This is a genomic window from Pseudomonas sp. NBRC 111140, from assembly GCF_001320885.1.
Taxonomy (GTDB): Bacteria; Pseudomonadota; Gammaproteobacteria; order Pseudomonadales; family Pseudomonadaceae; genus Aquipseudomonas; species Aquipseudomonas putida_P.
Genome location: NZ_BCBQ01000017.1, coordinates 24,503 through 46,793, shown reverse-complemented (window position 1 = coordinate 46,793; position 22,291 = coordinate 24,503). Strand labels below are relative to the sequence as shown.

Annotated in this window: 23 protein-coding genes; 19 read left to right on the top strand and 4 right to left on the bottom strand. The window is 63.4% G+C overall.

Going from position 1 to position 22,291, the window contains the following annotated elements; translation table 11 throughout:
• Positions 1–19: 19 nt before the first annotated feature.
• The 14 genes from APH42_RS08140 (at position 20) to APH42_RS08075 (ending at position 16,218) form a co-directional block, all read left to right on the top strand.
• On the top strand, positions 20–328 hold the full coding sequence (locus APH42_RS08140) for a hypothetical protein (protein ID WP_012272417.1): 309 nt from the start codon (positions 20–22) through the stop codon (positions 326–328).
• A 48-nt stretch (positions 329–376) separates the two neighbouring features.
• Positions 377–928, top strand: a complete 552-nt coding sequence (locus tag APH42_RS08135) for a YbhB/YbcL family Raf kinase inhibitor-like protein (protein WP_012272418.1) — start codon at positions 377–379, stop codon at positions 926–928.
• Positions 929–1,482: 554 nt separating this feature from the next.
• The gene (locus APH42_RS08130; protein ID WP_060493104.1) at positions 1,483–2,544 is read left to right on the top strand and encodes a 3-deoxy-7-phosphoheptulonate synthase; all 1,062 of its coding nucleotides are present in this window, start codon (positions 1,483–1,485) and stop codon (positions 2,542–2,544) included.
• A gap of 79 nt (positions 2,545–2,623) precedes the next feature.
• Positions 2,624–2,905 (top strand): peptidylprolyl isomerase, encoded by a 282-nt coding sequence (locus APH42_RS08125; protein WP_003258780.1) that lies wholly within the window; start codon positions 2,624–2,626, stop codon positions 2,903–2,905.
• Between the two features lie 11 nt (positions 2,906–2,916).
• Complete coding sequence (locus APH42_RS08120; RefSeq protein WP_060493103.1) at positions 2,917–4,845, top strand: extracellular solute-binding protein; 1,929 nt, start codon at positions 2,917–2,919, stop codon at positions 4,843–4,845.
• Positions 4,842–5,900 (top strand): microcin C ABC transporter permease YejB, encoded by a 1,059-nt coding sequence (locus APH42_RS08115; RefSeq protein ID WP_060493102.1) that lies wholly within the window; start codon positions 4,842–4,844, stop codon positions 5,898–5,900. Before APH42_RS08120 ends, APH42_RS08115 begins: the two co-directional genes overlap by 4 nt.
• The gene (locus tag APH42_RS08110) at positions 5,900–6,916 is read left to right on the top strand and encodes an ABC transporter permease (protein ID WP_012272422.1); all 1,017 of its coding nucleotides are present in this window, start codon (positions 5,900–5,902) and stop codon (positions 6,914–6,916) included. Before APH42_RS08115 ends, APH42_RS08110 begins: the two co-directional genes overlap by 1 nt.
• Before the next feature lie 19 nt (positions 6,917–6,935).
• On the top strand, positions 6,936–8,330 hold the full coding sequence (locus APH42_RS08105) for a sigma-54-dependent Fis family transcriptional regulator (RefSeq protein ID WP_060493101.1): 1,395 nt from the start codon (positions 6,936–6,938) through the stop codon (positions 8,328–8,330).
• A 269-nt stretch (positions 8,331–8,599) separates the two neighbouring features.
• Complete coding sequence (locus tag APH42_RS08100; protein WP_060493100.1) at positions 8,600–9,991, top strand: GntP family permease; 1,392 nt, start codon at positions 8,600–8,602, stop codon at positions 9,989–9,991.
• A gap of 10 nt (positions 9,992–10,001) precedes the next feature.
• A complete protein-coding gene (gene hbdH, locus APH42_RS08095) occupies positions 10,002–10,772 on the top strand; it encodes a 3-hydroxybutyrate dehydrogenase (RefSeq protein WP_060493099.1) in 771 nt (256 codons plus the stop codon).
• Positions 10,773–10,827: 55 nt separating this feature from the next.
• Positions 10,828–11,307, top strand: coding sequence for a serine protease inhibitor ecotin (eco, locus tag APH42_RS08090; RefSeq protein WP_012272426.1), 480 nt, complete (start codon positions 10,828–10,830; stop codon positions 11,305–11,307).
• A gap of 67 nt (positions 11,308–11,374) precedes the next feature.
• Positions 11,375–13,333: an acetoacetate--CoA ligase gene (locus APH42_RS08085; protein ID WP_060493098.1), complete on the top strand. Its 1,959-nt coding sequence runs from the start codon at positions 11,375–11,377 to the stop codon at positions 13,331–13,333.
• A 32-nt stretch (positions 13,334–13,365) separates the two neighbouring features.
• Positions 13,366–13,641, top strand: coding sequence for a peptidylprolyl isomerase (locus tag APH42_RS08080; protein WP_012272428.1), 276 nt, complete (start codon positions 13,366–13,368; stop codon positions 13,639–13,641).
• Positions 13,642–13,761: 120 nt separating this feature from the next.
• Positions 13,762–16,218 carry an autotransporter outer membrane beta-barrel domain-containing protein gene (locus APH42_RS08075; RefSeq protein ID WP_060493097.1) on the top strand — a complete coding sequence of 819 codons (2,457 nt, stop codon included), beginning with the start codon at positions 13,762–13,764 and terminating at the stop codon, positions 16,216–16,218.
• Here the strand turns inward: APH42_RS08075 and APH42_RS08070 are convergent.
• Complete coding sequence (locus APH42_RS08070; RefSeq protein ID WP_060493096.1) at positions 16,215–16,838, bottom strand: LysE family translocator; 624 nt, start codon at positions 16,836–16,838, stop codon at positions 16,215–16,217. The genes APH42_RS08075 and APH42_RS08070 overlap by 4 nt on opposite strands.
• A gap of 131 nt (positions 16,839–16,969) precedes the next feature.
• Between APH42_RS08070 and APH42_RS08065 the strand changes: the two genes are divergently transcribed.
• Both APH42_RS08065 and APH42_RS08060 read left to right on the top strand, forming a co-directional pair.
• Entirely contained in the window at positions 16,970–17,779 is an 810-nt protein-coding gene (locus APH42_RS08065) for an AraC family transcriptional regulator (protein ID WP_060493095.1), read from the top strand.
• A 115-nt stretch (positions 17,780–17,894) separates the two neighbouring features.
• A complete protein-coding gene (locus APH42_RS08060) occupies positions 17,895–18,509 on the top strand; it encodes a LysE family translocator (RefSeq protein ID WP_060493094.1) in 615 nt (204 codons plus the stop codon).
• On the opposite strand, the gene APH42_RS08055 is transcribed toward APH42_RS08060, so the two are convergent.
• The gene (locus APH42_RS08055; RefSeq protein ID WP_012272433.1) at positions 18,457–19,182 is read right to left on the bottom strand and encodes a metallophosphoesterase; all 726 of its coding nucleotides are present in this window, start codon (positions 19,180–19,182) and stop codon (positions 18,457–18,459) included. The two genes, APH42_RS08060 and APH42_RS08055, sit on opposite strands and share 53 nt — an antisense overlap.
• Positions 19,183–19,257: 75 nt before the next feature.
• Between APH42_RS08055 and APH42_RS08050 the strand changes: the two genes are divergently transcribed.
• From APH42_RS08050 to APH42_RS08040, 3 genes are all read left to right on the top strand, one after another.
• The gene (locus APH42_RS08050; RefSeq protein ID WP_012272434.1) at positions 19,258–19,773 is read left to right on the top strand and encodes a DUF3016 domain-containing protein; all 516 of its coding nucleotides are present in this window, start codon (positions 19,258–19,260) and stop codon (positions 19,771–19,773) included.
• A gap of 75 nt (positions 19,774–19,848) precedes the next feature.
• Positions 19,849–20,592 (top strand): carbon-nitrogen hydrolase family protein, encoded by a 744-nt coding sequence (locus APH42_RS08045; protein WP_012272435.1) that lies wholly within the window; start codon positions 19,849–19,851, stop codon positions 20,590–20,592.
• Positions 20,589–20,831 carry a hypothetical protein gene (locus tag APH42_RS08040; RefSeq protein WP_012272436.1) on the top strand — a complete coding sequence of 81 codons (243 nt, stop codon included), beginning with the start codon at positions 20,589–20,591 and terminating at the stop codon, positions 20,829–20,831. The genes APH42_RS08045 and APH42_RS08040 overlap by 4 nt, the downstream gene beginning before the upstream one ends.
• Positions 20,832–20,835: 4 nt before the next feature.
• Here the strand turns inward: APH42_RS08040 and APH42_RS08035 are convergent, their stop codons facing one another.
• Positions 20,836–21,336, bottom strand: a complete 501-nt coding sequence (locus APH42_RS08035) for a methylated-DNA--[protein]-cysteine S-methyltransferase (RefSeq protein WP_012272437.1) — start codon at positions 21,334–21,336, stop codon at positions 20,836–20,838.
• A 70-nt stretch (positions 21,337–21,406) separates the two neighbouring features.
• The gene (locus tag APH42_RS08030) at positions 21,407–22,207 is read right to left on the bottom strand and encodes a hypothetical protein (RefSeq protein ID WP_060493093.1); all 801 of its coding nucleotides are present in this window, start codon (positions 22,205–22,207) and stop codon (positions 21,407–21,409) included.
• Positions 22,208–22,291 lie beyond the last annotated feature (84 nt).

Sequence of the window (22,291 nt, the reverse complement as noted above, 5' to 3'; positions counted from 1 at the left end):
TCCGCAAAGGAGACGTCCCATGATCCGCATTCGCCCGCTCTCCCTGTGCCTGGCGCTGGCCCTGACCAGCCTCGCCGGCACTACGTTCGCCGCCACCGATACCCATACCGACAGCCGCCCGCAAACCGACCAGTCTGGCGGCAAGACCGCCGGTGATGACAGCAGCGTCAACAGCCCCGGCAGTGGCAAAAGCAACGACAGCAGCGACACCGGCAGCAATACCGATGCCGCCGACGGCGCCAGCGGCGGTTCCAACAGCACTGGCGAAGCCACGGGCTCCGGCGCCGGGTATAGCGGTGGCACCGCCGAGGACCAGGACAGCCACTGACGCGGGCCTGGGCTACACTGCGCTCCAACGCCCTGCCAAGGAGTTGCCATGAACCTCAAACCCTGGCTGCTCGCCGCCCTGATGCCTTGCGCGGCCTTGGCTAACAGCAGCAACCAAGGCGCACTGTCGATCAGCTCCTCGTCGTTCACCGATGGTGGCGTGATTGCGTTGCAGCAGGTCGGCCTGGACCCGGCCTGCGGTGCCGGCGAGGAGCGCACCCCGCAACTGAGCTGGGACAACCTGCCCGAAGGCACCCAATCGCTGGCCCTGATCATGTTCGACCCAGACGGCGGCAAGGGTGTCGGCGTAGTGCACTGGGTTGCCTACAACATCGACCCCGAACAGGATGGGCTCAAGGAAGGTATGGCCGGGCTGAGCGGGCAGTACCTGACCGTGGGCCGAAACTCGAGGGGCACCCGCAGCTACCGTGGCCCCTGCCCACCCGCCGGCGACAACCCGCACCACTATGCATTGACCCTGATCGCCACCGACCTGCCGTTAGGTACATTGCCCGAAGACCTGGACCGCAACGGCCTGCTGGAGCTGCTGCAAGGCCACGCACTGGGGGCGCAGAGCCTGGTCGGGCGCTACGGCCATTGAACCATTCAGTACAAAAATAAATGATCAGCTCCATAGCATTTATCCATTGAATGGCCCGCACCAACTGAAGTAAGCTCGGGGTCATTCACTGGAGAGCAACATGCCGAAACACACCCGCAACCACGCCAACCACACCGGTCGCAGCCTGCGCCCTGTGCTGGCCGTTGCCGGCTGCGTGGCACCTGCCAGCTATTACTTTGGGTATTGGTTTAGCCACTAGGCGCCGATACCCACACGGCGCCCACCTTCGAGGGGCCGCCGAACATGAGAATACTCAAACCCCCGGTCGGCTCCCCGACCGGGGGTTTTGCTTTTCAGGCCTTTGAACAACACCGATTCACATTGAGGACAGATTCATGAACTACGCCACTTACTACTACGCAAACACCTATGCCTGGCGATTTAGCCAATCCCGTTCGGGCCAGCCTGCCGCCTCCGATCGGTCCTCTACAGGTGGCAATGCAGCAGCCAATACGAATTCAACGATCTGTCGAACACCTCGATAGGGCCGACCACGCGGGCTTGAACCCGCCGTCCGCCCAGGGAAAAACGCCATGCAAGCTTCCAACCTCGCCCTGCCCCTGACCCAGCCGCAAGCGGCCAACACCACCGTCAGCAAACGCCTGCCCAGCCCGCACCTGCTCAAGCAGCAGATGCCACTGCCCAGCGAACTGGCCCAGCAAGTCCAGGCCCATCGCCAGGCTATCCGCAACATCCTCGAAGGCCGCGATCAGCGCCTGCTGGTCATCGTCGGCCCCTGCTCGATTCACGACCCTCGCTCAGCCCTGGAATACGCCGACCGCCTGGCCGCCCTCAGCCGCGAAGTCGATGACAAGCTGCTGCTGGTGATGCGCGCCTACGTCGAAAAACCGCGTACCACAGTGGGTTGGAAAGGCCTGGCCTACGACCCGCACCTGGATGGCAGCGACGACATGCACTCGGGGCTTGCCTTGTCCCGTGGGCTGATGCTGAGCATGATCGAGCGCGGCCTGCCCATCGCCACCGAGCTGTTGCAACCGATGGCCGCCGGCTACTTCGATGACCTGCTGGCCTGGGCCGCGATTGGCGCACGCACCACCGAATCGCAAATCCACCGCGAAATGGTCAGTGGCCTGGAGCTGCCGGTGGGCTTCAAGAACGGCACCGACGGCGGTATTGCCATCGCCAGCGACGCCATGCGCAGCGCTGCCCACTCGCACCGCCACTTCGGCATGGATGCGCAGGGCCACCCGGCAATCATCGATACCCTGGGCAATCCGGACACACACCTGGTGCTGCGTGGCGGCCACAAAGGCCCGAACTACGATGCCGACAGTATCGCCATGGCCCGCCAGGCATTGGCCAAAGCCGGCCTGCAGGCACGGATCATGGTCGATTGCAGCCACGCCAACAGCGGCAAGGACCCGGCGCGCCAGCCGGCCGTCTTCAATGATGTTTTGGCGCAGCGTCTGGCCGGCGACCGTTCGCTGGTCGGCGTGATGATCGAGGGGCACCTGTTCGAGGGTTGCCAGGCGCTGGGCAAGGGCGCACTGAAATACGGCGTGTCGATTACCGATGGCTGCCTGGGCTGGGCCTCGACCGAATCCCTGTTGCGCGAGGCGGCACAAATACTCTAGGCCGATGGTTGCAAGCCTGGCGAGACATACCCCAAGCAAGTGCGCTAGGCTTGCCTTTTTACCCCAAGGAGCAGTACCCATGGCCCGTGCAACCGCCCGCCACATCCTGGTCAGCAGCGAAGAGAAATGCAACGAACTGAAAGCCCAGATCGAAGCAGGCGCCGACTTCGCTGAAATCGCCAAAGCCAACTCTACCTGCCCGTCCAGCCGCCAGGGCGGCGACCTGGGCTCGTTCGGCCCAGGCCAGATGGTCAAGGAATTCGACACCGTGGTGTTCAGCGCCCCGGTCAACACCGTGCAAGGCCCGGTGAAGACCCAGTTCGGCTACCACCTGCTGGAAGTGACCAGCCGCCAGGACTAAGTAGCCAGTAGCTGCTCATGTCCCCTGTGGGGGCGGGTTTACCCGCGAATGCGCCAGATCAGGCAACAAGGTTGCATGGATGGACGCATTCGCGGGTAAACCCGCTCCTACAGGTTCTGTGTTGCCTGTTCCTGCTTTGTTTCGCATTCAACACGCAGGCCGCCCCCTCCCACGCCCTCACCGTCTACGGTGAAGCCCCCCGCTACAACGCCAGCTTCCAGCATTTCGACTATGTAAACCCCAACGCCCCCAAAGGTGGCATCCTGCGCCGCTCGGCCATCGAGATTGGTCAGTTCGACCACATCCTCCCCTACATCGACAAGGGTATCGGCGTCAGCGAAGTCGATGGCTTGCTCTACGCGCCTCTGGCCGTGCGCTCGTTCGATGAACCCTACACCGTGTATGGCCTGATTGCCCGACGCATGGAGCGCGGGCCCGATGACGTCTGGCTGCGTTTCGAAATAGACCCGCGCGCCACCTTCGCCGATGGCAAGCCGGTGCGTGCCGACGATGTACGTTTCACCTTCGAACTCTTGATGAGCAAGGGCAGCCTCAAGTACCGCACCCAGTTCGCCGACGTCACCGGCGTTACCGTGGAAAGCCCGCGCAGCGTGCGTTTCGACTTCAAACCCAAGCACGGCCGCACCCTGGCGCTGGACCTCGCCAGCCTGCCGGTGCTGCCCGAGCACGACTGGCAACAGCGCGACTTCGCCAACGGTGCCGGCTTCGACAAACCGGTCGGCAGCGGGCCGTACCGCATCGGGCGCATCGACAATGGCCGCAGCATCACCTTCGAGCGCGACCCGAACTGGTGGGCGCGTGAGCTGCCCGCCAGCCGTGGCCGCTACAATTTCGACAAGTGGCGCATCGAGTACTTCGGCGACACCGAAGTGGCGCGCCAAGTGCTCAAAGGCGGTGGCTACGACTACAACCGCGAATTCTCCGCCACCGCCTACACCTTGGGCTACAACGGCGTGCAACTGGACGACGGCCGTCTGCAACGCGCCCACCTGGGCCCGGCCAAGCCGCAGGTGGCCCAAGGCTTCGTGTTCAACCTCGACCAGCCGCAGTTCAAGGACCGCCGTGTGCGTCAGGCGCTGGGCATGTTGTGGGACTATGAGTGGAGCAACCGGCAGATGATGCGCAATATGTACATCCGCCAACAGAGTGTGTTCTCCAACACCCCGTTGGCTGCCCGCAAGCTGCCCGATGCCAGCGAGCTGAAGCTGCTTGAGCCACTGCGCGGCAAGGTGCCGGACGAAGTCTTCACCACCGTGTTCACCGCCCCGGTTACCGATGGTTCGGGCATCATCCGCCAGCAGCAGCTGCAGGCCCTTGCCCTGCTCGAACAAGCCGGCTGGCACCCTGAAGGCGACCGCCTGGTGAACAGCCAGGGCACACCGCTGGCGTTTACCTTCCTCAACGGCCAGTCGGGCATGGAGCGCCTGCTGTTGCCGTGGAAGCGCAACCTGGCCCAGATCGGCGTCACCCTGAACATCCGCAACGTCGATTCGGCCCAGTACGTCAACCGGCTGATGGCGCGCGACTACGACATGATCGTCACCGGCTACCCGGTCACCCTGTCGCCGGGTGCCGAGCTGTACAACTACTTCGGCTCGACGGCCGCGCACGACCCTGGCTCGAACAACCTGATGGTGTTGCAGGACCCCGCCGTGGACCGCCTGATCGACGGCCTGGTGCGGGCCGAAACTCAGGCCGACATGCTGCATCATGCCCATGCGCTGGACCGGGTACTGCAATGGAACTACTACTGGATCCCCAACTACTACCCACCGGGCAGCTCCACCGCCTGGTGGAACCGCTTCGGCCTGCCCAAGGTACAGGCCGCCTATGACGAAGGCCTGGACACCTGGTGGGAGGCAAGCCCCACCGCGCTGACCAATGAGCAAATGGCCGAACGCCGGAAGGCCTCGCCATGACCGCCTACCTGCTGCGCCGCCTGTTGCTGATCATTCCGACGCTGCTGGCAATCCTGCTGGTCAATTTCGCCATCGTCCAGGCCGCGCCGGGTGGCCCGGTGGAGCAGGCCGTGGCGCGCCTGCAGGGCCTCGGTGGCAGCGCACCCGGCGCGCGGGCTGAGGTTGTGCATGGTGAATCCCGCGCCACCCGTGGCCTGGACCCAAAACTGATCAATGAGATCAAGCGCCAGTACGGTTTCGACAAGTCCGCCCCCGAACGCCTGTGGCTGATGCTGGGTCAGTATGCCCGGCTGGATTTTGGCAACAGCTTCTTTCGCGGAGCGAAGGTGACCGACCTGATCCTCGACAAGTTGCCGGTTACCTTGTCGCTGGGTTTCTGGGCCACGCTGATCACTTACCTGGTGTCGATCCCGCTGGGTATTCGCAAGGCAGTGCGCCACGGCAGCCGTTTCGATGCCTGGAGCAGCGCGCTGATCGTGATTGGCTACGCCCTGCCCTCGTTCCTCTTCGCCCTGTTGCTGATCGTGCTGTTCGCCGGCGGCACCTCGCTCAACTGGTTCCCGGTGCGTGGCCTGGTCTCGGACAATTTCGACGAGCTCAGCCTGCTGGGCAAGGTCGCGGACTATTTCTGGCACCTGGTGTTGCCGGTCGGCGCCCTGGTGATCGGTGGTTTCGCCACCCTCACGCTGCTGACCAAGAACGCCTTCCTCGACGAGATTTCCCGCCAGTATGTGGTGACTGCCAGGGCCAAGGGCCTCAGCGAGCGCCGTGTGCTGTATGGCCATGTGTTGCGCAATGCCATGCTGCTGGTGGTGGCTGGCCTGCCGCAGGCATTGATCACGGTATTCTTCGCCGGTTCGCTGCTGATCGAAGTGATCTTCTCGCTCGATGGCCTGGGCCGCATGAGCTATGAAGCAGCCGTGTCGCGAGATTACCCGGTTGTGTTCGGCACGCTGTTCATCTTCACCCTGGCTGGCCTGCTGATTCGCCTGATCGGGGACCTGTCGTACACCCTGCTGGACCCGCGCATCGACTTCGACACGAGGGCGCACTGATGCTCTCGCCCATATCGCGCCGTCGCCTGCAACGCTTTCGCCGCAACCGCCTGGGCTGGGTGTCGCTGTGGCTGTTCGCCGGCCTTCTGCTGTTGAGCCTGGGGGCGGAGCTTGTGGCCAACGACAAGCCACTGCTGCTGGGCTACAAAGGCCAGCTGTATGTACCGGCGCTCAAACGCTACACCGAGCAGCAGTTTGGCGGGCAACTGCCGTTTCAGCCCGATTACCGCAGCGCCTATGTGCGCCAACTGATCGAAGGCCAGGGCGGCTGGATGCTGTTCGCGCCTATCCCGTTCAGCGCCGATACCCCCAACTACGACCTGCTGGTACCCACCCCCAGCCCGCCCAGTGCCAGCAACTGGTTGGGCACCGACGACCAGGGCCGTGACGTGCTGGCGCGGGTGCTGTACGGCACGCGGGTATCGCTGCTGTTCGCCTTCGCCCTGACCGTGGTCAGCGTGCTCATCGGTGTGGTGGCCGGCGCTCTGCAGGGCTACCACGGCGGCTGGGTCGACCTGCTCGGCCAGCGTTTGCTGGAGGTATGGTCGGGGTTGCCGGTGTTGTACCTGCTAATCATCCTCAGCGGCTTTGTCGAGCCGGATTTCTGGTGGCTGCTGGGGATCATGGCGTTGTTTTCCTGGCTGACCCTGGTCGACGTGGTGCGCGCCGAGTTCCTGCGTGGGCGCAACCTTGAGTATGTAAAGGCCGCCCGGGCGCTGGGGCTGCCGGACAGCCAGGTGATGCTGCGGCATATCTTGCCCAATGCCATGAATGCCACGTTGACTTATGTGCCGTTCATGCTGACCGGGGCGATTACCACACTGACCGCGCTGGACTTTCTTGGCTTTGGCATGCCGGCGGGCAGCGCCTCGCTGGGTGAGCTGGTGACCCAGGGCAAGCAGCACCTGGAGGCGCCATGGCTGGGCTTTACCGCGTTCTTTGCGCTGGCGGTGATCTTGTCGCTGCTGGTGTTTATCGGGGATGCCCTGCGCGAGGCGTTCGATCCTCGAGGATGATTTTTCAGGATTTCTACCCATGCACGACAGCGACAGCCTCAAGGACTACCCACAAGTACGGCAACTGGCGATCCGCTCGCTGTTCGAGATCATCGAGCAGTCCAGTGAAGGCACGGTGATCGTCGACCGCCAGGCACGCATCGTCTGGATGAACGAGCGCTACGCCCGACGCTTTGGCCTGGCCGACGCGGCCAGTGCCATCGGCCAGCCGTGTGAAACAGTGATCCCCGGCAGCCTGATGCGCGAGGTGGTGAGTAATGGCCGGCCGATTCTGCTGGACATGCTCGACACCCCGAATGAGCCGCTGGTGGTAATGCGCCTGCCCATCCACGATGACCAAGGCACGCTGATCGGCGCTATCGGCTTTGCCCTGTTCGACGAACTGCGCAGCCTGTCACCGCTGCTCAAGCGCTACTCCAGCATGCAGCAGGAACTGGCCTCGACCCGCTCGCAACTGCGCGCCCGCCAGGCCAAGTACAGCTTCGCCCAGTTCGTTGGCAGCAGCGCTGCCTGCCTGGAAGCCAAGCGCCGCGCCCGGCGTGGCGCGGCCAGCGATTCTCCGGTGTTGCTGCTGGGCGAAACCGGCACCGGCAAAGAGCTGCTGGCCCACGCCATCCATGCCGCATCAGCGCGGGCACACAAAGCCTTTGTCAGTATCAACAGCGCGGCAATCCCCGAAACGCTGCTGGAAGCCGAATTCTTCGGCACTGCGCCAGGTGCATTTACCGGTGCCGACCGCAAAGGCCGCAGTGGCAAGTTGCAGCTGGCAGAGGGCGGCACGTTGTTCCTCGACGAGATCGGCGACATGCCGCTGGCCCTGCAGAGCAAGCTGCTGCGGGTGCTGCAGGAGAAGGAATACGAGCCGGTCGGCTCGAACCAGATGCTGCGCAGCGACGTGCGCATCATCGCCGCCACCTCCATCGACTTGCAGGCCGCCATGGCCCGTGGGGCGTTCCGGGCCGACCTGTATTACCGACTGAATGTGCTGCCGATCGATGTGCCGCCGCTGCGGTTGCGGCTGGAGGACCTGCCGGCGCTGTGCGAGGCCATACTGGGTGAACTGGGTAGCCGGTACGAACTGGAGGCAGACGCGCAGCACCTGCTGGCGATGCATGCGTGGCCGGGGAACATTCGCGAACTGCGCAATGTACTGGAGCGCGCAACATTGCTGGCGGATCAGCCCCGGTTGGAAGCGGCGGATTTGCGGGCGGCGCTGGGGCCTTTGAGCCCGCTGGCCGATGCGCCTGCGCCTGCGCCTGTGCGGCAGACCTACCGCGAGGCGTGCGAAGCGTTTGAACGCCAGCTGATTGGCCAGGCATTGGCAGAGCATGGGGGCGTTGTGCCGCAAGCTGCGGCAGCGCTAGGGCTGGGTAGGTCAACGCTGTACAAGAAAATGGTGGCACTCGGTCTCTGATTGGAGATTTATGTTTCAATTTTGAGATTGTCGCGAGGGCTTCGCCCTCGATCGCGACACAAGGCCGCTCCTACAAGGGAAACGCGCCCTTCTGTAGGAGCGGCCTTGTGTCGCGATGGGCCGCAAAGCGGCCTCAAAATCTTAAAAGAGAGACAAAACGCTCAACAAAAACAATTTTTCTTTATATTTCAATGACTTAAAAACTGGCACGATTCCCGCTACCTCCTGCAAACCGATAAAAACAAGACTCACCCAGGAGACCCACCCCGATGACCGTGCTCATCGCTCTCGCCGCTCTGGCCCTGCTGATGCTGGCTGCCTACCGCGGTTACAGCGTAATTCTGTTCGCCCCCATCGCCGCCCTCGGCGCCGTCCTGCTTACCGACCCATCCGCCGTGGCCCCCGCATTCACCGGGGTGTTCATGGAGAAAATGGTCGGTTTCATCAAACTGTATTTCCCGGTATTCCTGCTGGGCGCGGTGTTCGGCAAGCTGATCGAGCTGTCCGGTTTCTCTCGCTCGATCGTCGCGGCGGCCATCCGCCTGCTCGGCACGCGCCAGGCGATGCTGGTGATCGTGCTGGTTTGCGCCCTGCTCACCTACGGCGGTGTGTCGCTGTTCGTGGTGGTGTTCGCGGTGTACCCGTTCGCCGCCGAAATGTTCCGCCAAAGCAACATCCCCAAACGCCTGATCCCGGCCACCATCGCCCTGGGCGCCTTCTCGTTCACCATGGACGCCCTGCCCGGCACCCCACAGATCCAGAACATCATCCCCAGCACCTTTTTCAACACCACCGCCTGGGCTGCGCCCTGGCTGGGCCTGATCGGCACGTTGTTCGTGTTCCTTACCGGCATGGCCTACCTGCAGCGCCAACGCAACAAGGCCCAGCGCGCCGGTGAAGGTTATGGCACCGACTTGCGCAACGAGCCAGAAACCGCTGCCGACCTGACCCTGCCCAACCCTTGGCTGGCACTCTCGCCGCTGATACTGGTGGGGGTGATGAACCTGCTGTTCACCCACTGGATCCCTCAGTGGTACGGCCCGAGCCACAGCCTGCAACTGCCAGGCATGAGCGCGCCGGTACAAAGCGACGTGGCCAAGCTCACCGCCATCTGGGCCGTGCAGGCGGCGTTGCTGGTGGGTATCCTGATGGTGCTGGTGTGCGCCTTCGGCGCCATTCGCACACGCCTGGCCGAAGGCACCAAAAGCGCGGTGAGCGGCGCGCTGCTGGCGGCGATGAACACCGCGTCGGAATACGGTTTTGGCGCAGTGATCGCCTCGCTGCCGGGCTTTCTGGTACTGGCCGATGCCCTGCGCGGCATCCCCAACCCACTGGTCAATGAAGCCATCACCGTGACCTTGCTGGCCGGCATCACCGGCTCTGCTTCGGGCGGCATGAGCATCGCCCTGGCGGCCATGGGCGATACCTTCATCGCCGCCGCACATGCCGCCAACATCCCGCTCGAAGTGCTGCACCGGGTAGCCGCCATGGCCAGTGGCGGTATGGACACACTGCCACACAACGGCGCGGTGATCACCTTGCTGGCCGTTACCGGCCTGACTCACCGCGAGGCCTACAAGGACATTTTCGGTATTACTCTGATCAAGACCCTGGCGGTGTTCGTGGTCATCGCCACGTTCTATGCCACCGGCATCGTTTAAGGAGCTTCGCATGACCCTCAACGGCAAGACTGCACTCGTCACCGGTTCCACCAGCGGCATCGGCCTGGGCATCGCCCAGGTGTTGGCCCGCGCGGGTGCCAACCTCGTGCTCAACGGCTTTGGCGACCCGGCACCGGCCATGGCCGAGATTGCCCGGCACGGGGTGAAGGTGGTCCATCACCCGGCAGACCTGTCGGACGTGGCCCAGATCGAGGCCTTGTTCAACCTGGCAGAAGGCCAATTTGGCGGCGTCGACATTCTGGTCAACAACGCCGGCATTCAGCATGTGGCGCCGGTGGAGCAGTTCCCCACCGAAAGCTGGGACAAGATCATTGCCCTGAACCTGTCGGCTGTATTCCATGGCACCCGTTTGGCGCTGCCGGGCATGCGCACGCGCAACTGGGGGCGCATCATCAACATCGCTTCGGTGCATGGTTTGGTGGGTTCGACCGGCAAGGCAGCCTACGTGGCGGCCAAGCACGGTGTAGTCGGGCTGACCAAGGTGGTAGGCCTGGAAACCGCCACCAGCAAGGTCACCTGCAACGCGATCTGCCCAGGTTGGGTATTGACCCCGCTGGTACAGAAACAGATCGACGATCGTGCCGCCAACGGTGGCGATCCACTGCAAGCGCAACACGATCTATTGGCAGAAAAGCAACCGTCCCTGGCCTTCGTTACCCCCGAGCACTTGGGTGAACTGGTACTATTCTTGTGCAGCGAGGCCGGTAGCCAGGTTCGCGGCGCCGCCTGGAACGTCGATGGTGGCTGGTTGGCCCAGTGACGGGCGGCCTGGGCCTGGCGGTGGTCTCGCATTCGTTTATCTGCAAGGAGGCCCTATGCGCCCAACCCCGATGACCGCGATTCTGGCCCTGACCCTGGCTGCCGCCGCACCTGCGATGGCTGCCAGCCTGAAGGACGTCGCCCCCTACCCAGAAGCGGAAAAAGGCTTCACCCGGCAGGTCATCCACCTGCCGGCCCAGGCCGATGAATCGGCCTATAAACTGGAAATCCTCGCTGGCAAAACGCTGAAGGTCGACTGCAATCGCCAGCGCCTGGGCGGCAGCCTGGAAGAACGCACCCTGGAAGGCTGGGGCTACAACTACTACCGCCTGGACAAAGTCAGCGGCCCGGCCAGTACGCTGATGGCCTGCCCAGATGGCAAAAAGACCGAAGCCTTCGTACCGGTAGTCGGTGACGGCTTCCTGCTGCGCTACAACAGCAAGCTGCCGGTGGTGGTCTATGTGCCCAAGGATGTCGAAGTGCGCTACCGCGTGTGGTCGGCGTCGCAGGATGTGCAAAAGGCCAACGTAGAGTAAATCTTGAGGGTGCCCTCATCGCCGGCAATCCGGCGATGAGGGCTTTGCAGGCTTCAGGAGGTTCGGCATGAACGATGTGCTCTGGCGCCCCTCTACGGCGCAAATCGAGGCCAGCCGGATGGATGCCTTCCGCCGCCGGGTCAACCTGCGCTACAACCTGCAACTGAACGACTACCATGCGCTGCACAGCTGGAGCATCGAGCAGCGGCCTGCCTTCTGGCAAACCCTTGCCGAGTATTTCCACGTTCATTGGCATACTCCGCCGAGCCAAGTGCTAAGCGAAGGGCCGCAGATGCCCGATGCACAGTGGTTCGCCAATGCCACCCTGAACTTCGCCGAACACCTGCTGCGCCGCCGTGACGACCGCCCGGCCGTGGTCGCCGTGCGCGAAGACGGCCAACGTGAAGTGTTCACCCATGCTGAACTGGCCGCACAGGTCGCCGGGCTGCAAACGGCGCTCAAGGCCATTGGTATCGCCCCCGGCGACCGGGTGGCCGCCGTCATGCCCAACACCTGGCAAACACTGGTCGCCATGCTCGCCTGCAGCAGCATTGGCGCGGTCTGGTCCACCTCTTCGCCCGAGTTTGGCGTGCACGGCATCATCGACCGTTTCGGCCAGATCGAACCCAAGCTGCTGATTGTCTGCGCCGGTTACCAATACGCCGGCAAGGCCATCGACCAAGTAGCCAAGGTCAACCAGGTGTGCGCTCAGTTGCCCGGCCTGGAGCAGCTGATCGTGGTGCCCCATACCCGCAGCGGTACACGCGCCGACGAGTTCCAGGCAACCAACGTCAGCCTGTGGGATGACTTCTTCCAACCCGGCGGCGAGCCCCGCTTCACCCCGCTGCCTTTCGATCACCCGCTGTACATTCTCTACTCCAGTGGTACCACCGGCGTGCCCAAGTGCATTGTCCATCGTGCCGGTGGCGTGCTGTTGCAGCACCTCAAGGAACACGGCCTGCACAATGACCTGAAGGCCGATGACGTGCTGTTCTACTACACCACCTGCGGCTGGATGATGTGGAACTGGCTGGCCAGCGGCCTGGCGGTGGGGGCCACGCTGGTGCTGTACGACGGCTCACCGTTCCACCCTGGCCCCGAGCGCCTGCTGGACCTGATCGACGCCGAAGGCATCCACGCCTTTGGCACCAGTGCCAAGTACCTGGCAGCACTGGAGCAGGCGGGCCTTGAACCTGCCGCCAGCCACCGCCTGGGCAGCCTGCGGCTGCTGCTGTCCACCGGTTCGCCGTTGTCACCTCACAGCTATGACTACGTGTACGGCAAGATCAAGGCCGACCTGTGGCTGGTGTCCATGTCGGGTGGGACCGACATCGTTTCCTGCTTCGTGCTGGGCAACCCGACTTTGCCGGTGCGCCGTGGCGAAATTCAGTGCAAGGGCCTGGGGATGGCGGTGCAAGTGTGGAACGAGCAAGGCCATGCCGTGGTGGACGAAAAAGGCGAACTGGTGTGCGCGCACCACTTTCCCTCCATGCCGCTGGGGTTCTGGAATGACCCGGACGGTAGCCGTTACCACGACACCTACTTCAGCCAGTTTCCGGGGGTGTGGGCCCAGGGCGACTATGCCGAGCAACGTGCCAGCGGGGGCATGGTGATCCACGGTCGCTCCGACGCCGTGCTCAACCCTGGCGGCGTGCGCATTGGCACGGCGGAAATCTACCGCCAGGTGGAGAAAGTCGAGCAGGTAATGGAAAGCGTGGCCATCGGCCAGGACTGGCACGGGGATGTGCGGGTGGTGCTGTTCGTGCGCCTGCACCAAGGCCTGCAACTGGATGACGCCCTGCGCCAGCGCATTCGCCAGGTGATACGTCAGTACACCACGCCCCGCCACGTACCTGCGGTGATCGCCCAGGTCAGCGACATACCGCGCACCATCAGCGGCAAGCTGGTGGAGCTGGCGATTCGCAACGTGGTGCACGGGTTGCCGGTGAAGAACACCGATGCCCTGGCCAACCCAGAGGCACTGGAGCAGTTTCGTGATCGCGTGGAATTGCGCGAGCAGGCATAATGCCGTCCTTTTTTCCGATGCACAGGTAGCCCATGAAAGCCCAAGCCCGCCACATTCTGGTCAAGACCGCTGACGAAGCCGAAAAGCTCAAGCAGCGCATCGCCAATGGCGAGGCTTTCGATGTGCTCGCGAAAAAGTTCTCTCTCTGCCCTTCGGGCAAGCGCGGCGGTGACCTGGGCGAAGTGCGCCCTGGGCAAATGGTCGGCGCTATCGACCAGGTGATCTTCAAAAAGCCGTTACGCGTGGTACACGGGCCGATCAAGAGCAAGTTCGGCTACCACCTGGTACAAACCTTCTACCGCGATTGACAGCAGGGGGCACCTAGCATTTTTGCCAGTTGCTCCATCACCGCACATTGCATACAAAGCAGGCAGGGCCGAAGCGTCGCTTCAGGTTGTGGCTCCTTCAATGGGCACGGAGACCTGTCTATGCGATGCCACCGCTTGCTGCTGCCTGTCGCATTGCCCCTACTGACGTTGCCTTTGTTGGCTCACTCCCAATCCCTGACGGTTTCAGCCGGTGAAAACGTTGGCGCCCTTGTGCAGACGAATGCCGCTGATGAATTTACCCTCACGGGCGGAACGGTTCAGTCATTGCAGCAAGGTAATGGCCAAGACACATTCAACATGTCTGGCGGCACGCTAGGGTCGTTGAATCAAGGCGGTGACTTCGACACGTTCAGCATGACCGGCGGCACCATCACGGGCGCATTCGAAGACGGTGACTCGGCCTCGTTCAAAGGCGGCAGCATTGGCCGAATAGACCTCAAGCTCGCAGACAATTTCCTTGAAATTCCCCAGGATCTCGGGGTCGAAACCATCGTTGTCGGCAATGTCGTCAGCGGGCTTGGCAACGATACGATCACCATGACTGGCGGCACCATCGGCGGTGATATCAGTACCAGCAGCGGCGTTGACAAGGTAAGCATCAGCGGCGGCACGCTAAAGGGCGAAATACGTACTGGCAACGATGACGATGTGTTTACCTGGACGGGTGGACAGGTCGGTAAAAGAGTCCTCTTGGAGAACGGCAATGACACGGCCACGGTACGCACCCTGGACCTCGGCAACTCAACGGTTACCCTGGACGGCGGCACCGGCACCGACACATTGACGTTCGAGCAGGCTCAGGTCGGTAAAGGTGCGTTGTACGTCAACTGGGAGTCCATCGCCCTCAAGCAAGGCAGCCAGCTTACCCTCAACGACACGCTGACATTGGGAGACGTGGGCGCCACCCAGCCACGCGTGATCCCCGCCACGGGCACCGGCACCTTGCAAATCGATGCAAATAGCACGCTGATCAGCCGCCAGGGCAGCATCGTCAGTATTCAAGTTGAGAACAAGGCATCGGTCGTGAACGCCGGCACCATCGACCTGAGCAGTGGCAACGACGCGCGGGGCCGCCTGACCCTCCAGGGCGACTACACCGGCAACAACGGCACCCTGCGCCTGAACAGCGTGCTGGCAGGCGATGACGCAGCTTCCGACCGCCTGGTGGTCAGCCGGGGGGCCATTGGTGGCTCCACCCAGATGTTCATCAACAACTTCAAGGGTGCAGGTGCGGCAACCACGCAAAACGGCATCCAGGTGGTCGAAGCCCGCGATGGCGCTACCAGCACGGCCACCGCATTCGTGCAGACCCAGACGCTTTCGGCCGGTGCCTTCGACTACCGGTTGTTCAAAGGGGGCGTGACGGCAGGTAGCGAAAACAGCTGGTACCTGCGCTCCACCCTGGTCGCGCCACCTGCTCCGGCTACTGTACCGGAACCCGTGCCGGAACCTGGCGAACCTACACAGCCAACCGAACCCAGCCAGCCAAACGAACCGGGCACGCCACCGGTGGTCGCCCCAGCCGCCACTCTACCCGTTGCTGCGCCAGCGCCCGGCCAGGTCGACCTGCCTGCTCCAGTGCAGGGCGAAAGCCTGCCGCTGTATCGCCCAGAAGTCCCGGTGTATGCCGCGGCGCCAAGAGGTGCCGCGATCATCGCCCGTCAGGCATTAGGAACATTCCACCAGCGCCAGGGTGACCAGCAGTTGCTCAAAGCTGACGGCGCCCTGCCCGCCAGCTGGGGCCAGGCCTATGGCGGCGCACTGCGCCAGCAATGGAGCGGTACGGTCAACCCGAGCCTGGATGGCGACCTGTACGGTTTCAAGGTGGGCCAGGACCTGTATGCCAAGGTGGGCGACAACGGCTACCGCCAGCATGTCGGCCTGTACGTCAGCCACAGCCGCCTGGACGCCGACGTCAAAGGTTTCGCCCTGGCCGTGCAGGACCGCCGGGTGGGAGACCTCAAGCTCGATGGCGACAGTGTGGGCGCCTACTGGACGCTGGTTGGGCCGCAAGGCGAATACCTGGATACGGTGCTGCAGTACACCCGCCTGGATGGCCGGGCGCGCTCCGACCGTGGCGACAAGCTGAACATCGATGGCCATGCCTGGACCGCTTCGCTGGAGTCTGGCTACCCTATCGCCCTGTCCGAACGCTGGACCGTGGAGCCGCAAGCTCAGTTGATCGCGCAAAAGGTATCGCTCGACAGCGCCAGCGACAGCGTCTCGCGCATTAGCCATGACGCCCAGGTTGAGCTGACCGGCCGCCTGGGTGTGCGTATGGAAGGTGCGTTCACAGGAAGCAGCGGCCGCCTGTTGCAGCCCTATGCGCAGGTCAACCTATGGCACGGCGACGGTGGCCGCGACACCTTGACCTTCGATGGGGTAGACAAGATCAAGACCGACTACCGCTATACCGCGGTGCAACTGGAAAGTGGCGTGGTGGCGCAGGTCAGCGAAGCACTGAGCCTGCATGGCGGCGTGCAGTACACCGCCAACCTGGACAGCCGCCAGCAGGAAGCCAGCGGCGTGAACCTGGGTGTTCGCTGGCAGTTCTAGCGCCGCGCCGCCAGCAAACCGAGGCCAGCGCAACCTAGCAGGGAGGCGCTGACCCGGTTGAACATGCGCCGTGGCCCGGGCTGGCTGAACCAGCGCTGCATGTAGGCGCCCAGGCCCGAGTAGATGGCGATCGCCGCCCATTCCAGCAACAGGAACAATACGCCCAGCCAAAGGAACTGCTCGCTCACAGGCGTAGTGCTGCCAACCGAAACGAACTGCGGCAGAAAGGCGGTGAATATCAGGATGGCCTTGGGGTTGCCAGCCGCCACCCAGAATTCCTGCCGCGCCAGGCGCCAGGTGCCGCGTGGGTGATCGCTGGCCACCACGGCCTCGCCCACCGGTGCGCGCCACAGTTGCCAGGCGATGTAGAACAGGTACGCCGCGCCCACTACCTTGATGGTCAGGAACAGGTATTCGCTGGTATGCAGCACCACCGCCAGGCCCATGGCGGCCAGGGCGATCATGCCGCTGAAGGCGAGGATGCGCCCCCCACCAGCCACACAGGCGGTGCGCAGGCCGTACCGGCTGGCATTGTGCAGCGACAGTAGGTTGTTCGGCCCCGGCGCCATGTTCAGAGCGAAGCAGGCAGGGATGAAAAGCAGCAGGCTTGAAAGGTCCATTCTTGTTTTCCTCTGACAACAGGCGCCTATTTCGGCGTGTGTCGCGCCTTGCGGTCAAGTTACAGCCAGCGATAAAAACTGTACGGGTATGCGCCAGCTGTTACCCTGCCGACACTACCGAGGAGCCTGTAATGCCCCGTTCCCACGCCGTCGTGTGGCGCGACCCGGCCCTGGCGCATGTCGAAAGCCGCCGCGCCTGTAATAGCCGCGCCTGTTACAAGGCCCACAGCCACCCGACGTTTTCCATCGGTGCGGTGGATGCCGGCCACAGCCATTTCACCGGGGCTGCCGGTGGGCAAGAGCGCCTGACACCCGGCACGTTGGTACTGGTCCCGGCCCGCCGTGTGCATGCCTGCAACCCCGAGCCTGGGCAGGCCTGGAGCTACCAGATGCTGCATGTGGATGCCGACTGGCTGACGCAGCTGCGCCTGGAGTCGGGGCTGAGCGGCACCGAGGCCGGCGAGCCAGCACGCATTTGCCGGGCGCCGCAGGTCTATCGGCAGTTCTGCGAGCTGAACAGTTTGCTGTTTTCCCGCGCCAACAACAGTGAGAAGGATGCGGCGCTGGTTGCCTTTCTGGGGGACCTGGATTTTTCCGCGCACCCACCACTGGTAGCGGCCCCTGCCCTGGAAGCCGCGACATTGAGTGAGGTGCTCGAGCGTATCGAGCACCTCGACCCAGCGCGATTGAGCCTGGGAGCACTGGCGCGGGAGGCTGGGCTTGGGCGCTATCAGCTGATCCGAGCATTTCGCGCAGCGACCGGATTTACGCCCCATGCTTATGTACTCAATGCCCGGGTCAATCGCGGCCGACAGCTGTTGAGTAAAGGGCTGGCACTGGCAGAGGTGGCCTACCAGCTTGGGTTTGCCGACCAAAGCCATTTCCAGCGGGTGTTCAAGGCCCATGTGGGGGTGACACCGGGGCAGTACCGAGGCGATTGAAGGCGTGCGCGGTCCCCAAGGGGCCGCGTTGGCTTTTTGGGGTTTGCAATATTCTTCAATACGCCCAACACGCGGGGCAGCAGACTGCGGTTTTTTCCGCAGAGCAGCCCCACCCATGCAACAGTTTCTGATCATCGCCCTCGCCCACTTTCTCGCCCTGCTTTCTCCCGGCCCGGACTTCTTCCTGGTCGCGCGCAGCTCGATCAACAGCGGCTGGTGCACTGCCAGCGGTGCTTGCCTGGGCATCGCCCTGGCCAACGGCGCATTCATCGCCATGGCCTTCACCGGCCTTTCGGTACTGCAGGAAGGCAGCCTGTTGTTCACCACGCTGCAGCTGGCCGGCGCCAGCTACCTGCTGTACATCGGCGTGCTGTTTCTGCGCCATGCCGGGCAAACCAGCCTGGGCACAGTCGCTGGCAGCCAGCGGGCTCAAGGCTGGTGGCGCAATGTGGGCATGGGCTTCTTGTCCGGCATCCTCAACCCCAAGAACGCGCTGTTCTATGCCAGCCTGGCCAGCATGGTCGCCAGTGCCAGCGTCGGCTGGAAAACGGCCTACGCCGTGTGGATGTTCAGCATCGTACTGCTCTGGGATCTAGCGGTTGCCGTGGCCATTGGCAACCAGCGAGTATTGCGGCGCTTCGCCCGCAGCCTGCCGTGGCTGGAGCGGGCCTCGGGGGTCATGCTGGTGGTTTTGGCGGGGGCGTTGTTGCTGCACCTGGCGCGGGGCTGATCAGTTTCAGGGTACGCATGTCCATCAAGGTGAAATGGCCACTGGCCCACCCGCCCGTGTCCAGGTGCCAGACATTGCCCAACTGCTTGGCCTCCAGCACCGGCGTGTGGCCGACCAGCAAGGCACGCAGGCCCTGCACCGGCTGGGTGTCGCCTTCCTTCAGCCGCCGCCGCGACCACTGGCACACTTCCCGCACCTTGGGGTCGTCCTCCAGTTCCAGCCAGGTGCGCAGTACTGCCCAGTCGGCAAACGGGCTGTCGGCATGCAGCAGGCCCACCAGCCCGGCCGCACTTTCTACTTCTATCGCAATCGGCAGTTGCTCGAAGCGCTCCACGAAGCGCAATTGCTCGCCCCGTGGCAGGTCGAGAAACCAGCTACCTCCAGCGGCGCGGTACATGTCCAGGTCCAGCCGCCCACCGCGCACGCGGGTAATTGCCAGGGCCTCGTGGTTGCCTTGCACGGCATGGAACCAGGGCTGTGCCAACCATTCCAGTGCTGCCTCGCTATGCGGCCCACGGTCGACCAGGTCACCCACGCTGAACAGGCGGTCCACCGCTGGATCGAACCCGACCGCATCCAGGCACTGTTGCAGGCGCTGGAAGTGACCATGGATATCGCCGACCGCCAGGTCCCGTCCCCGGATATTGGCGATCAGCCGCCGAAACCGTCCCATTACAATCTTCCTCTGCTGGTAGCGCCACGCCAGGGGTAAAATGGGAGCACACGCAATCTGCCCCGGAGGTGCATCATGCGTACCGCCCTCGTGTGTGCCGTGCTCATGGCGCTGTCACTGGACAGCATGGCACAAGGTGCCCCGGCCGCGCAGGTCGAGGTGCGTTTCGACCACCCGGAAAAATTCCGCGATGCCAGCCTCGACAGCCACGGTTATGAACGTGGTGCCGACGCCTATGTCATGAAAACCCTCAGCCAATACCTGCAGCAGCTCGGCCAGCGCTACCTGCAACCGGGCCAGCAACTGGTCATCGACATCCGCGACATCGACCTGGCCGGGCGCTTCGAGCCCTGGCACAGCCAGGCCTACGATGTGCGCTTCATGCGCGAGATCACCTGGCCGACCATCGACCTCACCTACACCCTCAGCCAACCTGGCAAACCCGATCAGCAGGCGCAGGAGCGGGTCAGCGACAAGATGTACCTGAGCCGCCCGGGCCGGGTCGCCAGCAGCAGTGACCGCCTGTATGCCGAAAAGGCCATGCTCAGCGACTGGTTCCGCCAACGCTTCGCGACGCACTCGGCTTCCTGAAAAACCCTTCACTGGTACAGGTGTTGGTGCCGATAGTATGCTCGGCCCTTCAACCTGTACCAGGGAATGGTTCTCATGAAACTGTGCGCCGTACAACTGGCATCGCTCAAGGGCGATTTGCCAGGCAACCTCCAGCGTCACCTGGCCTGCATCGAGCAGGCTGCGGCCCTGGGTGCCGAACTTGTGGTGTTTCCCGAACTGTCGCTGACCGGCTACGAGCCGAGTGTGGCGCGCCAGGCCGCCCTGCCGGTGGCCTCCACACGGCTGGACCCGCTGCAGGCCGCTTGTGACCGCCTGGGCATCACTATTGCCGTGGGCCTACCACTGCCAACGCCGGACGGCATACGCATCGGCATGCCGATCTTCAGCCCTGGGGCACCGCGCCAGGCCTATGCCAAGCGGCGCTTGCACGATGATGAACTGCCCTACTTCACCCCAGGCGATCAGGCCTTGCTGCTGGAGATGGGGGAGCACCGGGTGGCGCCGGCAATCTGTTACGAATCGATGTTCATGGCACATGCGGCCATGGCCCGCGAGCACGGTGCCGACCTGTACCTGGTCAGCGTGGCGAAAACCGCCAAAGGCATCCGCGAGGGACACGCGCACTACCCAGAAGTGGCGCGTGAGCTTGGCATGCCGGTATTGATGGCCAACTGCGTGGGGCCGGCTGACACCTTCATCGGCGCCGGCGGCTCCGCTGCGTGGGACAGCCAGGGGCGCTTGCTGGCCAGCCTGGATGAGCACAGTGAAGGGCTGATCGTACTCGACACCCGTAATGCCAGCGCAAGCGCGCTGCCTTTGGACCCGCACCCTGCATGATCTATCTGTTTCTTGCGTTGCTGAGTTATGCCTGCACCTACTACCTGGTCGGCTTGCTGATTCAGGGCCAACTTGCCGATGTGGCCGAGGGTTTGCGCCATCGGCCCGATGCACCTACGCCCGGCGAGTACCTGCGGGAGGTCGAGCCCCTTGCGCGTCGAGCGCATCGGCACTACACCCTGATGGCTGGCTCGGTGCTGGCCGTACTGGTCTGCCTGGTCGCCAGCTGGTTCGGCTGAAGCCTTAGAAGTCCAGCGCCAGGCTTTGCCGGCCCTCCAGCGCCAGCAGGTACTGCTTGGCCGCGAGGCCACCGGCAAAGCCAGTCAAGCTGCCCGACGCGCCGATTACCCGGTGGCACGGGGCGATGATCGAAATCGGGTTGCGGCCATTGGCGGCGCCTACGGCACGCACCGCGCTGGGGTTGCCGATTTGCCGGGCGATATCGCCGTAGCTGCGGGTTTCGCCGAACGGTATCGCCAGCAGCGCGGCCCACACCTGCCGCTGGAACTCGGTGCCGGCAAAGTCCAGCGCCAGTTCGAAACGCTGGCGCTTGCCGGCAAAGTACTCGCCGAGCTGGCGAGCGGTTTCCACCAGTACCGGGCACTGGTCATCACGGTGCAGGGCGCCCAGGCGTACGCGGTTTTCCCGCTCCTCTTCCCACAGCACAGCTGCCAGGCTGTCGCCACGGGCCACCAGGGTCAGCGTGCCGACGGGCGATTGCATGAAAGTGAAAGCGCTGGACATAGCGGGCTCCTGCTGGTTGCGATCAACTTACTGTACGCATCCACAGTTACTGATGCACCCGCTTTCTTGCTCAAGTCATTGCGCAGCCGGCAATGCACCGCGCCTGGCTGAGGTTGACCTTGGGGATCAGATCGTCAGGAATACGCGACGTCGCCGACAGGTTGTAGACATGAAAATGTTCGTTGACCACTTCTCTGGCCATCAGTGTCAACGACGGCAGAATGCGGCTGTCCCAATGCTGGTCCAGCCCGCACGGCGAACACTCGCCGTTGCCGTTCTCGTAGAAGCGCCCGACGCTCTGATCGAGGTCTACCCCTACCAGCAGCACCTCTTCGAAGCCCAGGTGGTAAGCCAGCTGCAAGGCCACGTACGCCACTGTGCGAGCATCGAAGAAACCATGGGCCAGGTCTTTGCTGAAGGCAATCGAACGGCTACGTTTGCTCCACAGTGCGCGGTTGCACACGCAGCTGTCACCGTGGCCACGCAAACCGTCCAGCAGGCCTGGCGTGTCGGCTTTGTGCAAGGCATAACACTCGGTATCCGCTGGCACATTGGCACCCGCATACTGCTCGGGCCAAAGTGCCAGGCGCTCGCTGTCGCGCAAGGCCGTGGCGAACAAGGCCGGCTGTTGCAGGCGAAAACTTTTGTCGGTGCACACGTAAAAGAACGGTTTGATACCGTGTTCGGCGGTCATGGCAACCGAGCCGTTCATGGCGATGATGGGCAAATGGGCGAATTCGCCCAATGGAAAATGCTTGGCAGACGCACCGGAGGCAAGTATCACCACGGGGCCCTGCTGGGTGTTGCGACACGCCTCGAAATGGGAGAACGCCCCGCGTTCAGCGCTTGGCTGCGACGGAAGTGTGTTCATCAATGGCATCTTTAACTGGACAGTACAAACCACAATACTGATCCGTGTATACGCCGTGGCCGCTTTTACCTAACTTTACCTAGC

Coding starts and splice junctions, on each gene's coding strand:
- APH42_RS08140 (WP_012272417.1), top strand. CDS start 20: ATGATCCGCATTCGCCCGCTCTCCCTGTGCCTGGCGCTGGCCCTGACC.
- APH42_RS08135 (WP_012272418.1), top strand. CDS start 377: ATGAACCTCAAACCCTGGCTGCTCGCCGCCCTGATGCCTTGCGCGGCC.
- APH42_RS08130 (WP_060493104.1), top strand. CDS start 1,483: ATGCAAGCTTCCAACCTCGCCCTGCCCCTGACCCAGCCGCAAGCGGCC.
- APH42_RS08125 (WP_003258780.1), top strand. CDS start 2,624: ATGGCCCGTGCAACCGCCCGCCACATCCTGGTCAGCAGCGAAGAGAAA.
- APH42_RS08115 (WP_060493102.1), top strand. CDS start 4,842: ATGACCGCCTACCTGCTGCGCCGCCTGTTGCTGATCATTCCGACGCTG.
- APH42_RS08110 (WP_012272422.1), top strand. CDS start 5,900: ATGCTCTCGCCCATATCGCGCCGTCGCCTGCAACGCTTTCGCCGCAAC.
- APH42_RS08105 (WP_060493101.1), top strand. CDS start 6,936: ATGCACGACAGCGACAGCCTCAAGGACTACCCACAAGTACGGCAACTG.
- APH42_RS08100 (WP_060493100.1), top strand. CDS start 8,600: ATGACCGTGCTCATCGCTCTCGCCGCTCTGGCCCTGCTGATGCTGGCT.
- hbdH (WP_060493099.1), top strand. CDS start 10,002: ATGACCCTCAACGGCAAGACTGCACTCGTCACCGGTTCCACCAGCGGC.
- eco (WP_012272426.1), top strand. CDS start 10,828: ATGCGCCCAACCCCGATGACCGCGATTCTGGCCCTGACCCTGGCTGCC.
- APH42_RS08085 (WP_060493098.1), top strand. CDS start 11,375: ATGAACGATGTGCTCTGGCGCCCCTCTACGGCGCAAATCGAGGCCAGC.
- APH42_RS08080 (WP_012272428.1), top strand. CDS start 13,366: ATGAAAGCCCAAGCCCGCCACATTCTGGTCAAGACCGCTGACGAAGCC.
- APH42_RS08075 (WP_060493097.1), top strand. CDS start 13,762: ATGCGATGCCACCGCTTGCTGCTGCCTGTCGCATTGCCCCTACTGACG.
- APH42_RS08070 (WP_060493096.1), bottom strand. CDS start 16,838: ATGGACCTTTCAAGCCTGCTGCTTTTCATCCCTGCCTGCTTCGCTCTG.
- APH42_RS08065 (WP_060493095.1), top strand. CDS start 16,970: ATGCCCCGTTCCCACGCCGTCGTGTGGCGCGACCCGGCCCTGGCGCAT.
- APH42_RS08060 (WP_060493094.1), top strand. CDS start 17,895: ATGCAACAGTTTCTGATCATCGCCCTCGCCCACTTTCTCGCCCTGCTT.
- APH42_RS08055 (WP_012272433.1), bottom strand. CDS start 19,182: ATGGGACGGTTTCGGCGGCTGATCGCCAATATCCGGGGACGGGACCTG.
- APH42_RS08050 (WP_012272434.1), top strand. CDS start 19,258: ATGCGTACCGCCCTCGTGTGTGCCGTGCTCATGGCGCTGTCACTGGAC.
- APH42_RS08045 (WP_012272435.1), top strand. CDS start 19,849: ATGAAACTGTGCGCCGTACAACTGGCATCGCTCAAGGGCGATTTGCCA.
- APH42_RS08040 (WP_012272436.1), top strand. CDS start 20,589: ATGATCTATCTGTTTCTTGCGTTGCTGAGTTATGCCTGCACCTACTAC.
- APH42_RS08035 (WP_012272437.1), bottom strand. CDS start 21,336: ATGTCCAGCGCTTTCACTTTCATGCAATCGCCCGTCGGCACGCTGACC.
- APH42_RS08030 (WP_060493093.1), bottom strand. CDS start 22,207: ATGAACACACTTCCGTCGCAGCCAAGCGCTGAACGCGGGGCGTTCTCC.